The sequence below is a fragment of the Quadrisphaera sp. RL12-1S genome (assembly GCF_014270065.1).
In the GTDB taxonomy this organism is placed as follows: domain Bacteria; phylum Actinomycetota; class Actinomycetes; order Actinomycetales; family Quadrisphaeraceae; genus Quadrisphaera.
In genome coordinates this window covers 114,416-134,132 of the sequence record NZ_JACNME010000011.1, presented here as the reverse complement: position 1 = coordinate 134,132, position 19,717 = coordinate 114,416, and the positions used below count along the sequence as shown (strand labels likewise).

At 71.7% G+C, this 19,717-nt stretch carries 19 protein-coding genes; 9 read left to right on the top strand and 10 right to left on the bottom strand.

Annotation, left to right across the window (positions count from 1 at the left end):
• The 5 genes from H7K62_RS24195 to H7K62_RS17330 form a co-directional block, all read right to left on the bottom strand.
• Nucleotides 1-101 (bottom strand): AbrB/MazE/SpoVT family DNA-binding domain-containing protein (locus H7K62_RS24195; protein ID WP_186720758.1); only part of this gene is annotated, 101 nt, incomplete at its 3' end.
• A gap of 286 nt (nt 102-387) precedes the next feature.
• Entirely contained in the window at nt 388-885 is a 498-nt protein-coding gene (locus tag H7K62_RS17340) for an STAS domain-containing protein (protein WP_222437779.1), read from the bottom strand.
• A 161-nt stretch (nt 886-1,046) separates the two neighbouring features.
• The gene (locus H7K62_RS17335) at nt 1,047-3,476 is read right to left on the bottom strand and encodes a GAF domain-containing protein (RefSeq protein WP_222437778.1); all 2,430 of its coding nucleotides are present in this window, start codon (nt 3,474-3,476) and stop codon (nt 1,047-1,049) included.
• A gap of 274 nt (nt 3,477-3,750) precedes the next feature.
• Nucleotides 3,751-3,993 carry an EamA family transporter gene (locus tag H7K62_RS21655; RefSeq protein ID WP_222437777.1) on the bottom strand — a complete coding sequence of 81 codons (243 nt, stop codon included), beginning with the start codon at nt 3,991-3,993 and terminating at the stop codon, nt 3,751-3,753.
• A complete protein-coding gene (locus H7K62_RS17330; RefSeq protein ID WP_222437776.1) occupies nt 3,978-4,736 on the bottom strand; it encodes a DMT family transporter in 759 nt (252 codons plus the stop codon). The genes H7K62_RS21655 and H7K62_RS17330 overlap by 16 nt, the downstream gene beginning before the upstream one ends.
• Before the next feature lie 228 nt (nt 4,737-4,964).
• Here H7K62_RS17330 and H7K62_RS17325 point away from each other — a divergent pair, with 228 nt between their 5' ends.
• Complete coding sequence (locus H7K62_RS17325) at nt 4,965-5,786, top strand: GNAT family N-acetyltransferase (protein WP_186720755.1); 822 nt, start codon at nt 4,965-4,967, stop codon at nt 5,784-5,786.
• Between the two features lie 183 nt (nt 5,787-5,969).
• Nucleotides 5,970-6,365 (top strand): tautomerase family protein, encoded by a 396-nt coding sequence (locus H7K62_RS17320; RefSeq protein WP_186720753.1) that lies wholly within the window; start codon nt 5,970-5,972, stop codon nt 6,363-6,365.
• Between the two features lie 48 nt (nt 6,366-6,413).
• Here the strand turns inward: H7K62_RS17320 and H7K62_RS17315 are convergent, their stop codons facing one another.
• Nucleotides 6,414-7,325, bottom strand: coding sequence for a LysR family transcriptional regulator (locus tag H7K62_RS17315; RefSeq protein WP_186720751.1), 912 nt, complete (start codon nt 7,323-7,325; stop codon nt 6,414-6,416).
• Between the two features lie 79 nt (nt 7,326-7,404).
• Here H7K62_RS17315 and dapA point away from each other — a divergent pair, with 79 nt between their 5' ends.
• Nucleotides 7,405-8,301: a 4-hydroxy-tetrahydrodipicolinate synthase gene (gene dapA / locus H7K62_RS17310; protein WP_255480661.1), complete on the top strand. Its 897-nt coding sequence runs from the start codon at nt 7,405-7,407 to the stop codon at nt 8,299-8,301.
• A gap of 143 nt (nt 8,302-8,444) precedes the next feature.
• On the opposite strand, the gene H7K62_RS17305 is transcribed toward dapA, so the two are convergent.
• The 4 genes from H7K62_RS17305 to H7K62_RS17290 all read right to left on the bottom strand — a co-directional run bounded on the left by H7K62_RS17305 (nt 8,445) and on the right by H7K62_RS17290 (nt 12,866).
• Nucleotides 8,445-8,831, bottom strand: coding sequence for a hypothetical protein (locus tag H7K62_RS17305; protein ID WP_186720749.1), 387 nt, complete (start codon nt 8,829-8,831; stop codon nt 8,445-8,447).
• An 883-nt stretch (nt 8,832-9,714) separates the two neighbouring features.
• Nucleotides 9,715-11,139, bottom strand: coding sequence for a glycoside hydrolase family 26 protein (locus H7K62_RS17300; RefSeq protein WP_186720747.1), 1,425 nt, complete (start codon nt 11,137-11,139; stop codon nt 9,715-9,717).
• A gap of 60 nt (nt 11,140-11,199) precedes the next feature.
• A complete protein-coding gene (locus tag H7K62_RS17295) occupies nt 11,200-12,486 on the bottom strand; it encodes a hypothetical protein (RefSeq protein ID WP_186720745.1) in 1,287 nt (428 codons plus the stop codon).
• Entirely contained in the window at nt 12,483-12,866 is a 384-nt protein-coding gene (locus tag H7K62_RS17290; RefSeq protein WP_186720743.1) for a hypothetical protein, read from the bottom strand. Before H7K62_RS17290 ends, H7K62_RS17295 begins: the two co-directional genes overlap by 4 nt.
• A 753-nt stretch (nt 12,867-13,619) precedes the next feature.
• Here H7K62_RS17290 and H7K62_RS17285 point away from each other — a divergent pair.
• The 6 genes from H7K62_RS17285 to H7K62_RS17260 all read left to right on the top strand — a co-directional run bounded on the left by H7K62_RS17285 (nt 13,620) and on the right by H7K62_RS17260 (nt 19,527).
• On the top strand, nt 13,620-13,889 hold the full coding sequence (locus H7K62_RS17285; protein ID WP_222437774.1) for a hypothetical protein: 270 nt from the start codon (nt 13,620-13,622) through the stop codon (nt 13,887-13,889).
• The gene (locus H7K62_RS17280; protein WP_186720741.1) at nt 13,890-14,750 is read left to right on the top strand and encodes a hypothetical protein; all 861 of its coding nucleotides are present in this window, start codon (nt 13,890-13,892) and stop codon (nt 14,748-14,750) included.
• Between the two features lie 32 nt (nt 14,751-14,782).
• Nucleotides 14,783-16,006 (top strand): hypothetical protein, encoded by a 1,224-nt coding sequence (locus H7K62_RS17275; protein ID WP_186720739.1) that lies wholly within the window; start codon nt 14,783-14,785, stop codon nt 16,004-16,006.
• Entirely contained in the window at nt 16,003-17,559 is a 1,557-nt protein-coding gene (locus H7K62_RS17270; RefSeq protein WP_222437773.1) for an SCO6880 family protein, read from the top strand. Before H7K62_RS17275 ends, H7K62_RS17270 begins: the two co-directional genes overlap by 4 nt.
• Nucleotides 17,556-19,130 carry a hypothetical protein gene (locus H7K62_RS17265; RefSeq protein WP_222437772.1) on the top strand — a complete coding sequence of 525 codons (1,575 nt, stop codon included), beginning with the start codon at nt 17,556-17,558 and terminating at the stop codon, nt 19,128-19,130. The genes H7K62_RS17270 and H7K62_RS17265 overlap by 4 nt, the downstream gene beginning before the upstream one ends.
• Before the next feature lie 154 nt (nt 19,131-19,284).
• Nucleotides 19,285-19,527, top strand: a complete 243-nt coding sequence (locus tag H7K62_RS17260) for a hypothetical protein (protein ID WP_186720737.1) — start codon at nt 19,285-19,287, stop codon at nt 19,525-19,527.
• The last annotated feature ends 190 nt before the right edge of the window (nt 19,528-19,717 follow it).

The window sequence follows — 19,717 nt, the reverse complement described above, 5'->3', positions numbered from 1 at the left end:
TGCAGGTGCAGTCTGTCTCCAGCGCTGAGTCCCAGGGCAGAGCGGACCTCAGCGGGGATGACGAGCCGGCCCTGCTGGCCGAGCACGAGCGTGGCATCCATGCGTTCATGGTGGCACGAACTGCCCTGTCGTGTCATGAGTCTTTCATCTCGCTGACCACCGTGCACCGGACGCCGTGAGGCCTCCGGGTCTCTTCTCTGGCCGACGCCGCGAAGCGTCGCAGAGGGGATGGCTGACCGAACCGCCGCGCCCTGTGCAGCGTCCATGCTCGCGCCCCACACACAAACGTCAGGACGGTCACGGCTACGGACATGGCGCGGCCGCGCGGCCCCAGCCCTTGCTGCGCTCCCTCAACACGTTCCTCGAGGCCGTACAGCCGATCACACCTCACCCTCGGGCATCTTCACGGGCTGGATGCAGACCACTCAGGGCTGAGGCCACATCCGGATGCAGCGGCAGCACCCGCCCCAACCCCGTCACCTCGAACAGCTTGTGGAGCATCGGCAAGGTGGCCACCACGGCGTAGGCACGGTCTCCTGGACGAGCCAGCCGGTGCCCGTGCACCAGCACCCCCAAGGCGTAGGAGTCCACGAACGTCACCTCGGTGAGGTCCACCACTACGGCGCGCACCCGAGCCGGTCCGGAGTCACCAGCGCCGCCGCTGGCTGCCCCGCCGACGCCCTGGCCTGCTCTGCGGGGGGTGGTCACCGGAGGCAAGAGGTCCTGCAGCGTCTGCCGCAGGGCCGGGCCGGTGTACAGGTCGATCTCCCCACAGACCTTCACCACGACCACCCCCTGGAGGCCGGCCGGTGAAAGTGAGGAACGAAAGCCGAGCGCGCTCGGCGCGTCCACGGCTCGGTCGGCGGTGACGGTCACGATGTCCACGAGGTGCACTCCCTGGTCGCCCCCGCGACCGAGGGTGGTGCTGGGCTTCTGCCCAGCCCCTGTCCAGAGTGCGTCACGCACCGGCTGTCGGCGCGCCCAGACCGTGCGGGACTGAATACAACTGGCCGCACGCGTGCGCCCGACTGCTCTGGATCCCCTGGTCAGGAGCCGTGTGCCGCTTCCTGGGCAGCCTCGAGCCCGGCAGGCACCCGCACCGGACCGGCCTCGGCCGGACGGGGTGCGTCCTCGGGGTGCGCGCGCAGCGCCAGCAGTGCCACGTCGTCATCCAGGTGGTCACCCACCAGCGCCACCAGCCCGTCGCACAGCCCTTCCACTGTCACTCCCGGTGAGCTGGCCAGCTCCCCGGCGGCCTGCGCCAGCCACGCCAGGCCCCGCTCGAGGTGCACCCCGCGACGCTCCACCAGACCGTCGGTGTACAGCAGCACCGTCGACCCCGGTTCCAGGACGTGCACGTGGTCATGGCGGTCGATGCTCGGGTCCCAGCCCAGCACGAGGTCGGACTCGTCCTCCAAGAACTGGGTGGCGCCGTTGGCCTCGATGAGCAGCGGGGGCAGGTGCCCGGCGTTGGACCAGCGCAGCAGCCGCGTGCCCGCCGCATGGTGAGCCTCGTCCACCTCGATCTGCGCCACGATCGCGGTGGCGACGGTGTCAATGCCCAGGCCGGCCGCGGCGCGGTCGACCGCGGCCAGCACCTTGGCCGGGGACTCTCCCAGGGTGAAGCCGATCCCACGGACCAAGTTGCGCAGCTGGCCCATCACCGAGGCCGCGCGCATGTCATGGCCGGTGACGTCACCGATGACCAGACTGGTGAGCCCGTCAGCGGTGATGAAAGCGTCATACCAGTCCCCACCCACCTCGGCATGGGTCGCGGAGGCGGCGTAGCGGACCGCGATCTGCAGGTGGTCAGGCTCCGGGGGGCTCGTCAGCATCGAGCGTTGCAGGGTCTCGGCGATGCCGGAGGCCGCGACCAGCGCGGCCTGCTCGGACTCGCGGGCGGCGATGCGGTCCAGGGCCTGGGCGGTCAGCACCGCGAACGCCGTCAGCAGCTCGCGCTCCTCGTCGCTGAACACCCGAGGGTCAGCGAAGCCCACCGACAGGCACCCCAGCAACCGGCCCCGGGCGCGCAGCGGCACCGCGGCCGAGGCCTGCACCCCGGCGCTGATGTAGATGGCCTCGGACCCGGGAAAGGCCTGCTCGGTCTGCTCGCGGTCGTACAGGTAGAAGGCCTGCCCGGTGGCCGCGGCACGGATGGCGGGCAGGGGAAAGTCGGCCCGGGTGCGCTGGACGGTGCGGCGCACGTCGGCGTAGGAGTCGGTGACCACGGTGTCCACGTGCTCACCGTCCTCAGTGCGCAGGCAGATCCCGCAGCCGTTGGCGCCCAGCAGGTCCGCACCGCGGCCGGCCAGCACGTCCAGGACGTCATCGCGGGTGTCGGCATCGGCCAGGGACTGGGCGATGGTGACCAGCGCGCCCTGGCGCGCCGCGGAGGTGCGCGCCACGTCACCGGCGTGCAGCTCAGCTGCGGCGGAGCGGCGTTCGCCGTCGCGGGACTGCAGGCGCTGCAGGGCCTGGGCGCATTGGGCGGCGAAGGCCTCCAGCAGCTCCAGCTGCGCGGCGGAGAAAGCTTGAGGGGCCCGCCACCCGGCGGTGAGGACGGCGATGACGCGGCCGCCGGCACGCAGCGGCACGCTGGCGAAGGCCTGGGACCCGGTGGAGGTCACCACCTCAGCCATCGCCGGGGAGTAAGCCCGGCAAGCGGCCAGGTCGGACACCAGTACGCGGGTGCCGGTGCGAGCGGCCTCACAGACCGGCAGCGCCGTCGTCAGGGGCAGGCGGGCGTAGTTGGCCTGGGCACCCGGACCGTAACTGGCCGTCACATAGGACAGCAGCACGTTGGGCTCGGCCAAGTCGTGCACGGCCACGGCGCCACCGTCAGCGCCCAAGGCGGCCAGTCCACGTTCGGCGATGACGGTGACCAGGTCAGTGACGTCCTCGAGGTCGACCATGGCCAGGGCCACCTCAGCCAGCCCGCGGAGCTGGGCGGTGGCCGCGTGCTCGGCGCGGGTGGCGTCCTCGGCACGTGCGGCGGCCGCGCGCAGTGCCAGCTCACTGGAGGCGGTGGCCACCAGGTGGGACAGCACGTCCAGCTCGTGCTCAGACCACACCCGAGGGGAGGTGTCGATGGCGCACAAGGAGCCCACCGTGGTGCCGTCGGCGGCGTGCAGGGGGAACCCGGCGTAGGCGATGACGCCGATGTCGGTGATGGCGAGGTTGCCGGCCAGCTCGGGGTCCTGGCGGGCGTCGGTGATGACCAGGGGGGCGTCGCGGGCGACGACGTACTGGCAGAAGGAGTGCGACAGTCCCGTGCAGCGGGTCTGCTGCCAGGGCTGCGGCAGCCCCTCGGCGCCGGGGAAGACTTGCCCGGCGGTGGTGACCAGGCTGACCAGACCCACGGGCACGCCGAGGGTGGCGCGCACGAGGTGGGCGTAGCGGTCGAACACTTCGTCCGGGACGGCGATGCCGGCGCCCTCGGCAGGGAGCTGTGTGGGGAGTTCCTGGGGCTGGCTCACCGGGGCTGAGGGCTCCATCGGTGGGTCGGCGGGGGTCGGCACCGGGACATCTTCACCTGTGGGGGCGTGGCGTCGGGAGCCACCCGCGGACGAGCGGCGCAGGTTGTCGACGGTGACGTCTTCGACAGTGGATGCCGGCCGTTCCATCGACCGCCGCCCACCGCGGCAGCGGGGATTGCACTGCGTGCCAACAGAAGGTCCGACACGTCCTTCGCGCACGTCGATCAGTGGAGCTCTGTAGTCGACGGACGTCGTGTCGTCTCGATGACCATCCTCACCCGGACGAGCGCGAGGAGTTGCTGCGCGAGATCCGGGCCGCGACCGCGCGGTGCAGCCCCTGAGAGACGGCGATCCCGACCAGCACCACCACCGCGCCCACCGGCTGGTTCCACTGCACGTGCTCACCCAGCACGCTCACCCCCACTACCGCAGCAACCACCGGGGTCAGGTAAGTGACGCTGCTGGCGGTGCTGGCCCCTGCTGCCGCGACGATGCGGAAGTTCAGCACGTAGGCCACCCCCGAGCCAGCGCTCCCAGCGCGAGCATCGCGATCACCACGGTCGGTGTCACGGGTGCTGTCGGGGCCGCGCCGGTGATCGCGAGCACCGGCAGCATCAGGCCCGCGGCCAGCAGCACCTGCGCGCTGGCCAGCGCCACTGGCCCTTCCCCGCTGCCGGCGAGGCAGCGCCGGGAGTAGGGGAAGGCGACGCCGTAGCAAGCCACTGCTCCTAGGCAGGCCAGCACGCCGGCCAGCTCGCTGGCGGCGAAGCCCCGCCAGGCGCCGAGGACGACGGCGACCCCGACGAAGCCGATCAGCAGGCCGGTGGTGCGCGCTCGGGTGGGCCGCTCTTCGCGGAAGGCGGCCAGGATCACCACCAGGGTGGCCAGCGGGGTGATGGCGTTGATGATGCCGGCCAGCACCGAGGACACGCTCTGCTGGCCGATGGCGAACAGAGTGAAGGGGGCGGCGTTCAGCAGCAGGGCCAGCACGAGCAGGTGGGCCCAGGTGCGCCGGGTGCGGGGCAGGCGGGTGCGGGTGGTGGCGCTGATGACCAGCAGGGTGACGGCGCCCAGGGCCAGGCGCCAGAAGGCGACCTGGACGGGGGTGAGTGCTTGCAGGCCGATGTGGATGAAGGCGAAGGAGCAGCCCCACAGCAGGGCCAGGGCGGCGAAGGCTGGCACCCAGCGCGATGCGGACGACGCCCCCACGGTCGCGGTGGAGGCCGAGGGTGATGGCGTGGCCCCACTCTTGGTGATCATGTTTGGGACGGTAGGGCTGGCTCGGGTGCGCAATCACTCCGCTTTGCGCCGTCATGGGCCGACCGCTGGTCGTCTCGTAGGCGAACCGCTGACCGCCCGCCTCGGGCCTCCTCGCGATGCGCTGGCGGTCGAGGCCGCTGTCCGTCGCAGTTGGGATCGGTCACCGGACAGCGCTAGGCCGTTTACGGCCCTGCACACCGCCCTCCGCTCGGGGCTAGCGTCGCGGGCATGGGCGCCGATGACCTCCACGCCGCCGCCGATCCCGGGGATGATGGCTCGCATGATCCCGTCGTCGACCTTGTCCGACGCGCACGTCGGCTGTGGGCCCACCAGGCTGGCGTCCCCGTGGCTGCCTTCTCGTCGACAGGGCTGGATCCGGTCATCGCACCGCGGTCGGCGATCGCGCCACCTGGGTGGGTCGGCATCGTCGTCGTGGATGGGCAGAGCCTGACCACCGTCCCCGACGCCGCAACCGCTGCTTCCATCCGCGAGCACCTGGGCGGCCTGGACCTGGCGCAGGTCCGAGACGAGACCCACTGGTACGGCTGGGTTGGCGCGCACCAGCACCTCGGCCCCGCCCACCTCAGCTACGGCACCGGCGCCGACGTCATCAGCCGGGCCCTTCCAGGCCAGGTCGAGCTCTTGCCTCCAGGCGCCGAGGAACTCACCGCGCTCCTCAGGCGCACCGACCCCTCCGAGGGCGCCGAGTCGGGCATGGCCGAGGTGACCTCCCGCATCGCCGTCGCTCACGGACCTACCGGGGTCGTCGCCGCGGCCGGCTACCGGCGCTGGGCTGCTGGTGACGAGAGCCGGGTGGATGAGCTCGGCGACACTGGCACCGGCAAAGCCGTCGCACATCTCAGCGTCCTGACCGCCGCCGAGGTGCGCGGTCAGCACCTCGCGCCCCTCGTGGCTGCCGCAGCAGCCATCGAGGCCTCCCGCCATGGCCTGCTGCTGCAGTGGCGGGCTCGGCCACCGGCCTCACGGCGCGTGGCGGCACGCATCGGACTGCGCGAGCTTGGCTGGCAGCTCTCCCTGGACTGCCGGTGATAAGCGGAACGCGGTCAGCGTCTCGCTGACGACTGCTGACCGCCCGCCCACAGGCAAGTCGCGGCGCCCTCGCGCTCGAGGCCGCCGCTCGTCGCAGATGGGATCGGTCAGTGCACCGCCGAGCAGGCACGTTTCTCACGCAAGCGTCTTGATCGAGAGCAGCGGGACTGTGAGGCTGCAGCGGTGCCCAGCTCGCAGATCGACGTCCGCCGCCGCTATGAGGTGGGTGAGGAGGTCGGCATCATCGATGCCGTCCAGGACGCCCTCATCGCGGCCTTCGCCATCCCGCCGGGCGACAAGCACGTCCGCTTGGTCGTTCACGAGCCGCACCGCTTCGCCGTCCCACCCCGACTCGAGCAGCCCGAGCGCTACACGCTGGTCACCATTGACTGCTTCAGCGGACGCTCCACCGAAGCCAAGCGCCGCCTGTACAAGGAGGTGGTGACCCGCCTGACTCCGTTCGGCATTCCCGCCGATCACGTCACGGTGCTCCTGCGGGAGAGCGACACCGAGAACTGGGGCCTGCGCGGTGGTCATGCAGCCTGCGACATCGACCTCGGGTTCACCGTGGAGATCTGACCGCTACGGAGCCACGGATTGGCAGGCCGACGACCTGGACGCGGCCGCCTACGACACCGATGTCAATGCCGACGTCGTAAGCGCCTCCAAGACGGCCTGCAACGACGGGCTTTCTTCCGCGCTGCGACGCCACACCGCGTGCACCTCACGCACAGGAGGGCGCTCCAGCTCACACACCGCCAGCCCCCGGGGTAGCGCTGGACGAGCCAGACGCGGAAGCAGCGCGAGCACCCCGTCCTCAGCGACCAGGGCCAGCTGGGTAGAGAAGTCATCCACCAGGTGACGCACGTCGGGCTCGTGGGGGGACCTGGCCATGAGCCTGCGAAACCAGGCGTGGCACACGGTGCCCAGGGGGCTGGTCACCCATGACCAGCCCACGAGGTCTTCATCCCCCAGGGGGCGTCGCAGAGCCGCAAGGGGATGTCCGCCCGGGACGACGACGTCGCCGGCGTCGAGGTGCACCCGCAGGTGGCTGACCGATGGCGGAAGCAGCGGGAGGACGCCATCGGCGTCGTGCACCAGGGCCAGGTCCTGACGTCCAGAGTCCACCCCGTGAAGCGCCGCCTCGGGGTCGGCCTCAGTGATGTGGACGCTCAGCTGCGGACGGGACGCGTACAGGCCGGGCAGCGCCGGGGCCAGCAGACCCCTGATGGCGGTGGAGAACGCCGCCAGCCTCACAACACCTGTGGCGGTGCCCTCCGCGACCGACCTCGCAGACGCCTGGCAACGCTCCAGCGCATCGAAGACCTCCGCGGAGGACTCCACCAGCGCCCGGCCAGCGGCGGTCAGGACCACCCCCCGGCCAGCCGGCGCCAACAGCGCCACGCCGACCTCCCGCTCCAAGCGCTTGATCTGCTGGGAGACCGCGGAGGGAGTGAAGGCCAGCTCCTCAGCAGCCTTTGCCAGCGTGCCCACGGCCGCGACCGTCCGCAGTGACCGCAAGGCGCCCACATCGATCATGAAGAGGATTTCATCAGTGATGTCAAGAAGGCATCGCTGTACGCGCGCAGTCGTCCACCGTCACGATCACCGCGTGACCTTGACGGACGCTGCCACGGCCTTCGGACGCAACCTGGTGGCGATGGTGACGCCGATGCTGCCCGGCGGCGCCATCGACGAGGCGAGTACGGCGGCACTGGTGGAGCACTTGGTAGCCGCTGGCTGCGACGGTGTGGTGGTCGGTGGGACCACCGGTGAGGCGCCCACGCTGCGCCCTGATGAGCATGACGCGCTTGTCGGGCTGGTGTCCTCGATCACGGCGGGACGTGCCCGAGTGATCGCCGGGGTTGGCACGCCCGACACGGCGGCCACGGTCGGGCGGGCTCACGGACTGCGCGAGGTCGGTGCCGATGCGCTGCTGCTGGTCTGCCCCTACTACTCCCGCCCTTCCCAGGCCGGCATCGCCGCCCACTGTCGAGCTGTTGCCGACGCTGCTGACCTACCGGTGATGCTCTACGACGTGCCTGCGCGCACCGGCACGACGTTGGAGCGCTCCACCTTGGTCGAGCTCGCTGCTCATCCCCGGATCCTGGGCATTAAGGACGCCAGGGGGGACCTGCATGAAGCCATGGCCGTCATGGCCAGCACATCGCTGGCGTACTACTGCGGTATCGACGAGCTGAACCTGGCGTACCTGGCCTGCGGCGCCACCGGCGTCCTCAGTGTCACCGGCAACGTGGTCGCCGACCGCAACGCCGCTCTGATCGCTGACGTGCGCGCCGGTCGCCTCCCGGCAGCTCGCCGTAGTGCAGCGGCACAGGTGGCACTGGCTGAGGCCCTGCTGCGGACCTCACCGCCGGCGGTGATGGCCAAGGCAGCCCTAGTGGCAGCTGGGGTGATTGCGCACGCCGCGGTGCGCTCTCCGATGGTCGAAGCACCAGCGGCTCACCTGAAGCAGTTGCGTGAGGCGCTCCGTGGGCTCGACCTCGCGGCGTGACCCACTGCGCGACTCGGCATCTCGTCGGGAGAGTACGGATGGGGATCGCTTATCGAACTTCACCATCGCCCTCATCCACGGCGGTTGGACCGCTAGCGCTACCCGCTGGTGTCGCGAGCAGCGGATCAATGGCTATGGGAGCTCTAGTCCGGAAGTACCGCCATGTACAAGCCCTCGGCAACTGCGCGCCTGGCCAAGCCGAGTAGGTCCTCCAACATCCTCGCGGTGTCGCTTCCAGGCTCTGCGACTGCAAGGGCCCTTGCTACTTCAACAGCGATCACCGCGACCTCCTCAGGCGGGTGGTACCAGCTCCGTCCGAACGGCGTCCACCGCGAGAGCATCGGCTGCCCATGGGTGTTTGCGTCCGCTACGAAGCGTGACAGCGTCTCCTCGTCGTCGAGGTGGGCCACCGCCCCCGGTTGACGGTTCTTGTCTCGGATCTCTGCCCGGGTGAGGCGCTTCTTGCGTTTCAGGGAGTTGGGATGCGGTTGTGAGGGCTGGTCCTCGTACAGAGCTATCGCTACGCCCATGGCTCCCATCCCCTTCCGAGCTGCTCGTCAGGCGGACATCGACTGGGTGGCTGCCCTATGGGGCAGCGACTGCTGCGATGCCTCGTCGCGGCGGCGACGGCATGATCGATCATCTGGCCGTTAGATCTTCGCGACCGGATGGAGATCATGCTCCGGAGATCGTCTCGTTGACGACCGCTGAGCGGACGGGCTAGACGCCCTCGGACCGGTTCTCGTCACACCGCGTGCTCGAGTCGCATTTGCCCTGTTCGGTGGTCCGTCTCACCTGGGTGCGTCGTACGATACAGCGCGTAGTGCCTGGGCCGCTCTCGTGACGGGCCCGGCCGAGCAGGATCGTGCCGCTCCTGGATCAACCGCCCGGTCACCCCACTCCCTCTTCGTGGTTGGTCTTCGGCGACGGACCACCGCTGGTGAGCCGCCTCGACCGTCGTCGGGACGCGCCCCGGGCGTCGCACGGTGAGCCGCTGCACCAACCCGCCGACTGCGCCGGAGGCCCCCCCGGGGGGGGCGCCTCCTGCAGGCGTCATCACGATGCCGACGGACTCGCCCGCGGACTCTCGTAGGGCAGCAGTTGCTCGGCATCGAGCCACTGCTGCATCAGCTCGTGCCGCGGTGAGGGCTAGGCCACGTAGATCTGCCAGCCGGCACCGACGCGGCGACGATCGACCACGATCCCCGGGTAGTCAGCCTCCGAGCCGACCACCCACACGAACGGGTTGCCCGGCGGTCGCCGCTGGCGCATCGCCTTCTCTGCCGCGAGCCGTCGCTCCGTGTTGGCGGCGACAATTCACGCGGGCAGCGGTGCACTCTCCTTCGCCATCCCTCCGGCCACGGGCGCGATGCTTGCCCCGGCCACCGACACCTAGGACGATCGTGCGAGGTGTCAAGTTTGCTCGAGACGGTCCAAAAGCACGTCAAGCCGCGCCACGAGCTCGTCGACGTCGGCCTGCGAAGCGGGAGTGTCCGCGTCCTTCATCGGCCGGCTCGGCTCGGTAGTCGCGGTGGCGGTCCCGGCCGTGGAGGGCGCCGGCTGCGGGTCCTCGTTCTGCTCCGCGGTCGACTCACCCGATGACGAGGAGTCGTCGGCTGCGCGGCCCGCCTCGGTGGACGCGACCGCGTCGACGTACGCCTGTGCAGACGCGGGCATCCTCGAGTCGTCAGCGAAAAGCTGGAAGTTCCCGTCGTCCTGCGGGGCATTGAAGAGGATCTCGTAGACGAGCTGGCCCGGTCCGTGACCGGCGTGCTCGGCGAACCAGTCGACCATCCCCGTCACGTACGCGGGCTCGTCGCCCATCTCGGCGCGGCCGGACCACTCCGGGACCGCCAGAGGGACGCCCCACGTCTTGGCCTGGTCGCTGTAGGCGTTCAGCCCGACGGGAATGCCATCGGCGCCTCGGGCGTCGAGCTGCTTGTCGAATTCGGCCGCCGTCGTGATGGTCGGCCAGCCGTTGTAGGAGTCGACGCCCAGGACGTCAGCCTGCCCTGCGCCGGGCCACGTGGTGCGCCAGTCCAGGTCGGTGCCCGAGCTGGTGACGTTGACGCCGTAGACGAGCTTGGCATCGGGGAACACGTGCTGCTGGATGGCGCGGTACCGCTTCCAGGCGGTGGTGAAGTCGCTGGCCTGGTCGGGGGTGACAGCCCAGGGGTAGGCGCCGCCGAGGTTGAACTCGTGGAAGGGCCGGATGTAGGTGGTGCCCTTGCCGGCGCGCAGCGCCGCCATCCGCGTCAAGGACTGTCGCCAGCGGTCGTCGTAGGAGCCGGTGGCGGCCGCGGCCCAGGTGTCGCCCTCGAGCAGGCCACCGGGGGCGATGTCGATCGCGCCATTGAAGTCGGCGACCTCCCCGCCGGGGGCGATGGCGTACAGCTGGGTCTGGTTGTCGCCCTGGTCGGCCCAGGTGCCGACGATGCCGACGGGGTCACTGCGCCACCGGCCGAGGGTTCCGTCGGCAGCACCGTCGCCGGAGGCGCCGGACAGCCATGTCTGGCCGTCGCCGGCCTGCGTCCTCGGGGTGGCCGGGGTGGCCGGGGTGGCCGAGGTGGCCGAGGTGGCCGGGTTGGCCGGGTTGGCCGGGGTGTCGGTCTGGTTGCTCGTGGGGGCGCTCGTCGTCGTTGCGGTGGGTTGTTCAGTCGCGTCACGCGTCGGCGCGACCGTCGTCGCCACCGTCGAGGGAATCGGTGACGGCTCGGCGGCGTTCGTTGCGGCCAGTGCGACGCCGGTGGCGGTGCACAGGAGCGTGAGCGCTCCGAGGGTGACCAGGGCGGGTCGCGCTCGACGGGTGGCCGGGGTGGGCTGACGGTGCTTGGGCATGGCAATGGCTCCCCTTGTCGGGTGTGGACGGCTGAATCGGCAGATGGGGTGAGGAAGCGCTCAGGCCAGGGCGTGTGAGCGGCTGGCGGACTGCGTCACCGCCGGCTGGGGCGCCGACATCGCAGCGAGCGCTGCTGGTCGGGTCAGCAGGTCCAGAGCGGTCTCCCCAAGGGCGAGGAGAGGCCCGATGCGCGAGTGGTCGAGCCGGTCGACCCTGTGCCAGGACTGGTGGGTCTCGTCGTCGTTCCAGTGCGCGGCCAGCCATCGTCGGCCGGTGACCTGGGCGCGGACGCAGGATCCGACCGCTTCGACGCTGTAGAGCAGGGTGGAGGCCTGGTCGGCGACCAGCTCGGCGCGCTGTCGTGCCTCGCGAAGGGTCTGCGGCAGGGAGAAGGTCAGGGCGCGCAGGCACTCGTTGACCTGCAGCAGGGGCCTGGCGTCGGTCGGCTCGATGGTGCCGATGTCCTTGCGCAGTGCCGGTCCGGCTTGCTGCAGCGATAGGCGCAGCTCGGTGAGGCGCCGTCCGGCGTCGAAGACGGCCGGGTCGGCTGTGGTGCGCCACAGCGCGGTGCAGTCCCGACTGAGAGCGGTGGCGATCCGCTCCTGCCCACGCACCACCAGGTGCAGGTGGCGCGGATCGACAGTGGTCCCGGCGTCCAGCAGCGACATGAGGCGGGCCAGTCCGCGGGGGACGTCGGCCGGGCTGCGCATCGGCAAGACCTCGAGTCGTGGTCGGCGGAGTGGGACCTCGGCGCGCCAGGCGGGCAGCTCGGCCTTGGCGAGGTGGCGAAGCGTCGCCTCGGCGCTGATGCGCAGGCCGTGCACCGCCTGTGAGGTGAGCGCCTCGGCGACGTCGAGGCGTCCGCTGGCCGCCGCGGTCGTGGCGAGGCGCTGGTCGAGGTGGCTGACGCTGAGGGCGAGCACGGTGGCGTCGGCGACGACGGTCTTCACCGCAGCTCCCATCGGCCGGCTGGAGGGGGTGGCGTCCCACTGCGTCTGCGCGAGCGTCGCCTGCGTGGCGACGCTCTCCCATCGTTCGGCAGCCGAACCGGGGGCAGCGAGTGCGGCGACCTCCATCGGCGAGCGCGTGGCCTCGGGAATGGGATGCCGCGCCAGGTGCCAGGCCAGGCCGTGGGCGGGTTTGGTCTCGGCGTCGACCAGCGTGGGCCGGCTGCCCTCGCGCAGCCGAGTGCCCCAGAAGAGCAGCTCACGCGTCAGGGCGAGCACGGCGGAGCGGCCGTGCAGGGCGGCGTCGACGTCGAGGTCGTTCGTGACGGTGGGGCCGCGCTGGGTGTAGAGACCGGCGAGCTGCCCGGTGAGGTCGCCGAGGGTGTCGGCGACGTTCACTGCTGCGCCGGAGGAGTGCCAGGGGGCATGTCGCCGGGCAACTCGAGGGTGGAGGTGAGCAGCTCCAGCGCGCGCAGCCCGCGGGCACGCGCTTGCGCCTCCGGGGCTGTGGCGACGACGGTGACCAGGGCGCTCATCGCTTCGTCGAGCAGGAGGGCGCCGCGCTCGTCGATGTCCTCGACATCCGCTGTGTTGACGGGCACGGGCAGGGGCCAGACGTCGTCGAGGTGGGCCAGGGCGATTTCGGCGCGGGTGCGCTCACCTTCGTCGCGCCCGTGCTGGGCGAGCGCGGTGAGCAGCTGCCGCGCCGCCTTGAGCGCGATCTCGGTGGTTGGGCCCTCGGTCAGCTCGGTGGCCTCGGAAGTGGTGGGGGTCGTCATGGCGGGCCTCGTTTCCACAGGGTGTTTCCACAGGTGGGCAGGACGTAGCGCGCCGTCCACAGATCGCGGTGATCGCTGGTCGGGGCGGTGCGGGGCGCGTGACATCGCCGGAGTGGCGTTGTAGCGTCCGGCTATCAACTCATGTGAATGAGGTGTCTGTCCAATGACAACCACAGTGATGATGACGACGGCTCCCGATGCCGTGGCGCCACCCGCACCCGCGCCCCTCGACGGCCCAGCCGCCTTCCCGGCTGGCAGCCCCGAACCTTCCTCAGCAACACCGACCACGACCGACGTCGCCCTGGTCAGCGCCCACGGCGGCAGTGGAGCCAGCACCCTGGCCGCCCATCTGCCCGACACCTACCGGGAGGTCGACCTCACGCCTGTCGCAGTGCACGGCACCGCTCACTGCGTCGTGGTCGCCGCTGCGACCGTGGACGGCGTCATCGCCGCGACTCACGCGGTGCGACGCCTGACCAGCGTCACCTCCGCACCCGCGATCCACCTCGCTCTGGTGCGCGACGGACGCGGACAGGAGCCACTCGGAGCGCGAGCCCGAGTACGCGCGCTCAGCGTCTTCGTCGCTTCCATCACCGAGGTCCCGCACGTCCAGCGGTGGCGCTACGAGGCGAGCGACCACCGCAGCCCCTCCGCCTCCTACGTCAAGGCCGTGGCCCGGCTCGTGGCCGCGGTCGAGCCCGCCCCCGTCGCCACGAGCAGAGCTCAGCGACGCCAGCAGGAAGGGACTGCCTCGTGAGCTGGCTGCTGACCGCCACCATCCCCAACCCCGCCCCCGTGGCCCCACCAGGGCTCGGTGACGCGGTCAACACCCTGCTCGGCTGGCTGAAGTGGGGCGGCCTGGTCGCCGGCGTCGCTGGCCTGCTGATCTGCGGGATCATGATGATGATCGGGCGACGCAACCGCTCCGCGGTCGCCGCCGACGGCGCAGCGGGCATCCCATGGGTGCTCGGCGGGCTCACGGTCATCGCGTTCTCCGCCGCCATCGTCGGGGCGGTGGTCTGAATGGCCACCCCGCTGGTGCCACCACCACGACGCACCCCTGGCGCGCATCCAGCCGCGCCCCGCACCGGGTGGGCCGCTGCCTCTCGCGCCCACCACCCGGCCCGACTGCAGAACCGGCGGCGACGTCGGCAGATCGCCGTCCTGGCGACCATCGCCGCCATCTTCCCCGCGACGGCCCTGACCGCTTGGAACGTCCTCGACGACGGTCCCGGCGCCGATGGTCCGCCTCGCGTGACCGCGCCGGAGAGCACCGCACCCACCCCACCGAAGCTGTCCCCGGCGCCGTCGACAACGACGAGCGACCTCAGCTGGGTCGACCACCAGGGCACCCCGCTGCCCGTCTCGGCCACCGCCGGACCGACCCGCCACGACGGCCCCCTCGACGTCGGGTACAGCAAAACCGACTTCGGCGCCGTCTTGGCGGCCATCCACATCTCCTGGGCCGCCGGCCCCACAGCCGGCTCGACCACCTTCCGTCCCGCCCTGGAGAAGCAGGTCACCGGACCCGCCCGCCAGGCTCTGCACGCCGCTGTCGAGAAGGACTACGCCGAGGCTCGCGTCCAGGCCGGTCTCCGCGACGGCCAGGCGCTGCCCGCGGGTGACGCCAGGCTGATCGGCTACCACGTCGAGCAGCTACCTGCCGGTAACCGGCACGTGCAGCTCGTCCTGACCGCCGCGGCGGCGGATGGCTCGCGGCAGGTCTTCAGCGTCGATGTCGTCATGACCTGGCAGGACGACGACTGGCACCTGCTAGCCCCCAGCGCCGGCTCCTGGAACAGCGTCGTCGCCCAGCTGCCTGACGTCCCCGCAGGCATCACGGTCTTCGACCCCGCCCAGCCCGCGGTGGGAGGTGACAACTGATGCCGTGTGACCCGCTCAACCCGCCTGCCTGCGTGGTCGGGGCCGTCGCAGACGCGGCGACCGCCAGCCTCGGCAACTCCTTCGCCGACGCCATGCGCGAAGGCGCGACCTGGGTCATCAAGACCACCATCGGCTGGTGGGTCGAGGTACCCGCCATCGACGTCGCGAACTCCCCCGCCCTGGCCATCCGCGATGACGTCTGGTGGCTCTCCCTCGTCATCGCCGCCGCAGGTGTGACCTGGCAGGGCGTGCGCATGGCGATCACCCACCGCCTGGACCCGCTGCTCGACATCGGCCGCGGGCTCGTCACCCTCGCGCTGTGGGCCGCCGTCGGCATCACGGGCTCCGCCCTGGCGCTGCGCGCCGGAGACGACTTCTCCTCCTGGGTGCTCGACCGTGCCGCCAGCGGCCAGGTCGTCGAGCGCCTCGTGGCCCTGGCCGGGCTGCAGGGCATCAACTCCGCCGGTGCAGCCATCGTCATCGGCCTGCTCGTCATGCTCGCCGGCCTCATCCAGGCCGTGCTGATGATGTTCCGCGAGGGCGCCGTCGTCGTCCTCGCCGGTCTGCTGGTGCTCGCCGCCGCCCGCAACGTCACCGGCTACGGACGACCGTGGCTGGGCAAGGTGCTCGCCTGGATGCTGGCGCTGATCGCCTACAAGCCCGTCGCAGCCCTCGTGTACGCCGTCGCGCTGCGCATGACGGCCGGGCCGGAGGGTTCCTTGCAGGCCGGTGGTGACCCGCGCACCGTCATCGTCGGCCTGTCGATGATCGTGATGAGCGTCGTGGCCCTACCGGTGCTCATGCGGTTCTTCAGCTGGGCCACCGGAGACAGCGGCGGCCCGAGCCGCGGCCTGTCGACGACGCTGTCACTCGCCGCCGCCGGCGCACAGGGGGTCTCGGCACTCCGTGGTGCGGGCTCGGGCTCCGGTGGTGACGCGGGTGCTCACGCCACGCAGATGAAGGCCGACCTCGGTCCGGCAGCGACGTCGGCCTACGCAGCGCCTGGCAGTTCCGGCGGTGGGGCGAGCGGTGCGGCCAGCGGGGCCGCCTCGACCACCGCTGCGTCCTCCACGGTGTCCGGTACCAGCGCTGGTGCTGCGTCCACGGCGGCGAGCAGCTCGACGGGCGCCGGTGCCGCTGGCGGGGTCGCCGGTGCAGGCGTCGCGGCCGCCAAGGGCGCCTACGACGCGACCGTCGCCGCCAGCCACATCGCCGGCGGCGCCATGACCAACACCTCCGCAGGAGAGAACCGATGAGCACCACCGCCATGCGACCGCACACGACGACGTCGACGGCCTCGATGGCGGCGCAGCCACCACGCACCTACAGCGGCTGGCGCCGTACCCGCGGCATCGGCCTGTTCGGCCTCGGCGCCCTCGCCACCGCCGTCGTCCTGGCGTGCATCGTGCTGCCGCTGCTGGCGCTCAGCACCTCCGCGCGGGCTGGGATCGTCGTCGCGCTGCCCTGCGCGCTCGTCGCGGCCCTGACCGTTGCGCGGTTCGACGGCGCCCCGCTGACCGACGTCGCCCTGCGCCGCGGGCAGTTCACCTGGGCGCGGATGCGCGGGTACACCAGCCTGCGGTCAGGCGTCGTCGTCGAGCACCCCTCTGCCTGGCAGCTCCCCGGAGCCCTGGCCACGACGCGGCTGCTGTCCGTGGCCGACGGTCGCGGCGGGGCGTTCGGGCTGGTGCATGACGAGCGCTCCGGGATGCTCACCGCCACGCTGCGCTGCGCGTCGTCCTCGACGTGGTTGGTCGACAGCGACGCCGCTGACGGGTGGGTCGCCTCGTGGCACTCCTGGCTGGCCTCGCGCGGCTTCGACCCGCTGGTGGCCTGGGTCGCCGTCACCGTCGACACCGCACCGGAGCCGGGCTCGACGCTGGCCCGCAACGTCGCCTCCCGGCTGCACCCGGACGCACCCGCCGACGTCCTCGCATTGCTGCGCGACCTGATCCTGCGCTCGCCCGCGGCGGCCGCCGACGTCGACACCCGCGTCTCCATCACCTTCGACCCCTCCCGCGCCGGCGAGCGGCTGCCTGACCTCGCCGACCGCACCGCCGAGGTCGCCCGCGCCCTGACCGGCATGGAGGCCGCGCTCGGGGAGTGCGGCGTCACCGTCCTCGGTCGGGCCAGTGCCGCCGAGCTCGCCGGCACGGTGCGCACCGCGTTCGACCCCGCCAGCCGCGGCGACGTCAACGCCCTGCTCGACGACGCCCTCCCCTCCTCCTCCGGCGCGGGCACCTGCCCGCTGCTCGCCTGGGGCGAGGCCGGCCCGGTGGCCGCCGAGGACAGCTGGGGCACCTACCGCCACGACTCCGGCACCTCGGTCTCCTGGGCCTGGCACGAGGCACCCCGCCAGCAGGTCACCGCCAACGTGCTCACTCGGCTGCTCTCCCCGGGGCGGTTCCCGCGCCGGGTCACTCTGCTGTTCCGGCCGCTGCCCGCAGGCGCCGCGGCCCGGGTGCTGGAGAGCCAGGTGAACGCTGCCGCGTTCCGCGACGCCTACCGGCGCAGCCAGGGTCGCGACGCGACGGCCCGCGACATCGCCGACCGCGAACGCGCCGTGGCAGCGGCCCGTGAGGAGGCGCTCGGGGCCGGGGTCGTGCTCATGAGCTTGTACGTCACGACGACGGTGCTGGACGGGGACGACCCGACGGCGCTGGCCGCGGCGATCGCCGACACCGAGGCCCGGGCCGACCAGTCCAAGGTCCGGCTGCGCCGGCTGTGGGGCTCCCAAGCCCTCGGTTTCGCCACCACGCTGCCCGCGGGGCTGCACCCCGCACACGTCGCTGGGCGGGTGCTCGCATGAGCCGCGCCGTCCGTCGAGAGAGCAGGACGACGGCGAGGGCGGCCCGCGCGGCAGCCCGGCCGGCGCTGCCCGACGTCGTCGCCCCCGCCTGGGGCTGGCGCGACCGCGGCGCCGGGCGACTCGCCCACGCCGGCGTCGCCCCGGAGTATCAGGCCACCACCGTGCAGGCCTGCGGCCTGTTCCCCTTCGTCGCCGGCTCCGGGGCGCCGTCGGTCGGGGTGCCTTTCGGGCGCCACATGATGTGGGGCGAGGTCGTCTGCCTGGACCCCTTCGCCTGGCTCGAGGCCGGCCTGGTCACCAACCGCGGGCTGACGCTGCTCGGCCAGCCCGGGACCGGAAAGTCCGCGGCGCTGAAGCGCCTGGCCCGCGGGCTCATGGCCTTCGGCGTGCGGCCGCTGTTCCTGGGTGACCTGAAGCCGGACTACTCCGCCATCGTCGAGGCCGCCGGCGGGCAGGTCATCCGCGTCGGACGGGGCCTGGACCGCATCAACCCCTTGGACGCCGGGCCGCTGGGCTCAGCGCTCAGCCAGCTCAGCGGGGAGGCTGCTGACCGGCTGCGCCTGGAGGTCCGCGGACGGCGCCTGTCGGCGACCCTCGCGCTGTGCTCCCTGGTCCGCCGCCACGGCGGGATGACCAACGGCGAGGAGGTCGTCCTGGGCGCGGCCGTCGACCTGCTCACCGACCGCAAGCCCCGCGGTCGCCTCCCCGCGGGCATGACCGCGGCGCAGCGCCAGGAGATGTCCCCGACGATCCCCGAGGTGCTCAAAGTGGTCCGCGAGGGCCCCGACCGGCTCGTCGCCGCCTCCGAGCTCGACGACCACGACGCCTACCGCGCCGAGACCAAAGAGCTGCGCCAGACCCTGGCGCTGCTGTGCGAGGGCTCTCTCAGGGGCGTCTTCGACGGGCCCACGACGCAGCCCATCGACCTGAAAGCGCCGGCGGTCAGCGTCGACATCTCCGCGGTCGCTGCCTCCGGGGACACCCTGGTCGCCGCGGCGATGCTGTCGACCTGGTCCTACGGCTTCGCGACCATAGACGCCTCCACCGCACTGGCCGAGGCCGGGCTGGCGCCGCGGCGCAAGTACTTCGCCGTCATGGACGAGCTGTGGCGGGCCCTGCGGGGAGCGCCCGGGCTGGTCGACCACGCTGACGCGCTCACCCGGGTCTACCGGGGCCGCGACGTCGCTCACGCGATGGCGACGCACTCCCTCGACGACCTCTCCGCGCTGCCGACCGAGGAGGACCGGGCCAAGGCCCGCGGGTTCGTCGAGCGCAACGCGGTCACCGTGCTGGCCGGGCTGCCGCCGCGGGAGCTGGACGCGGTCTCGGCGGTGGTGCCGCTGTCAGACAAGGAGCGGGCGATGGTCGCATCCTGGTCGGCGCCGGAGTCCTGGCAGGCCGGCGCTCGCCACCCCGGGCGGGGGAAGTACCTCATCAAGACCGGGCAGCGGGTCGGCATCCCCGTAGAGCTGGAGTACGTCGGCGACGAAGCGCGGCTGTACGACACCGATAGCGCCGTGCGCCCCACCGGTCGGCCGACGTCGGTCGACGAGCCGGCGCTCTTCAGTTGAGAGCCGTGTCGAGTGATTGCGGCGCTTTCTTAGCCAGGGCGTGCTGCGAGTCGCTGCTCCCGCCGTTGCGCCGAACAGGCGACAAGCCTGGCCAGCGCGGGCCGCACAGGAATAGTGTTGCTTGTATCATACAAATACTACGATGGGGATTATTGTGCACACTCCCGAGTTATTTGGCGGGCTTGACGCAGCGAAGATTCCATCCGTCGAACTATCTGAGGTCGTCGACGACTGTGAACACTGCGGAAGCCGGTATCTGCGTCGCTCCGCCGTCTTCACCGACCCCGTCACCGGTTCTGTGCTGTCGGAGCTTCACGATGGCGACCTGGAGCGCCACGAGCACGACATGGCGGTCGAGGCGGCTGAGGCCCTTCGGGACACGGTCGACGCCGCGTAGCGGACTCTCTGGGTGGGCGGGGGGCCAGGCAGGTCGTCCGCCCGCCCAGCGGTGCTCGACTCAGGCCCTAGGCACCTTAACGATCATGGGCTGCGTTGCGATGGTGTCGTGCTCAATGCCAGCGCGCCCGAGCACTCTGGGCGGCAGGGCGCCGAGGGCCTCGCGCTTGTGTCGGGGTCGTGACTGGCTG

What these genes read in the sequence shown, in the direction of transcription:
- H7K62_RS17330 (WP_222437776.1), bottom strand. Translation starts at nt 4,736, where the DNA reads ATGATCACCAAGAGTGGGGCCACGCCATCACCCTCGGCCTCCACCGCG.
- H7K62_RS17325 (WP_186720755.1), top strand. Translation starts at nt 4,965, where the DNA reads ATGGGCGCCGATGACCTCCACGCCGCCGCCGATCCCGGGGATGATGGC.
- H7K62_RS17315 (WP_186720751.1), bottom strand. Translation starts at nt 7,325, where the DNA reads ATGATCGATGTGGGCGCCTTGCGGTCACTGCGGACGGTCGCGGCCGTG.
- H7K62_RS17305 (WP_186720749.1), bottom strand. Translation starts at nt 8,831, where the DNA reads ATGGGCGTAGCGATAGCTCTGTACGAGGACCAGCCCTCACAACCGCAT.
- H7K62_RS17300 (WP_186720747.1), bottom strand. Translation starts at nt 11,139, where the DNA reads ATGCCCAAGCACCGTCAGCCCACCCCGGCCACCCGTCGAGCGCGACCC.
- H7K62_RS17290 (WP_186720743.1), bottom strand. Translation starts at nt 12,866, where the DNA reads ATGACGACCCCCACCACTTCCGAGGCCACCGAGCTGACCGAGGGCCCA.
- H7K62_RS17280 (WP_186720741.1), top strand. Translation starts at nt 13,890, where the DNA reads ATGGCCACCCCGCTGGTGCCACCACCACGACGCACCCCTGGCGCGCAT.
- H7K62_RS17270 (WP_222437773.1), top strand. Translation starts at nt 16,003, where the DNA reads ATGAGCACCACCGCCATGCGACCGCACACGACGACGTCGACGGCCTCG.
- H7K62_RS17265 (WP_222437772.1), top strand. Translation starts at nt 17,556, where the DNA reads ATGAGCCGCGCCGTCCGTCGAGAGAGCAGGACGACGGCGAGGGCGGCC.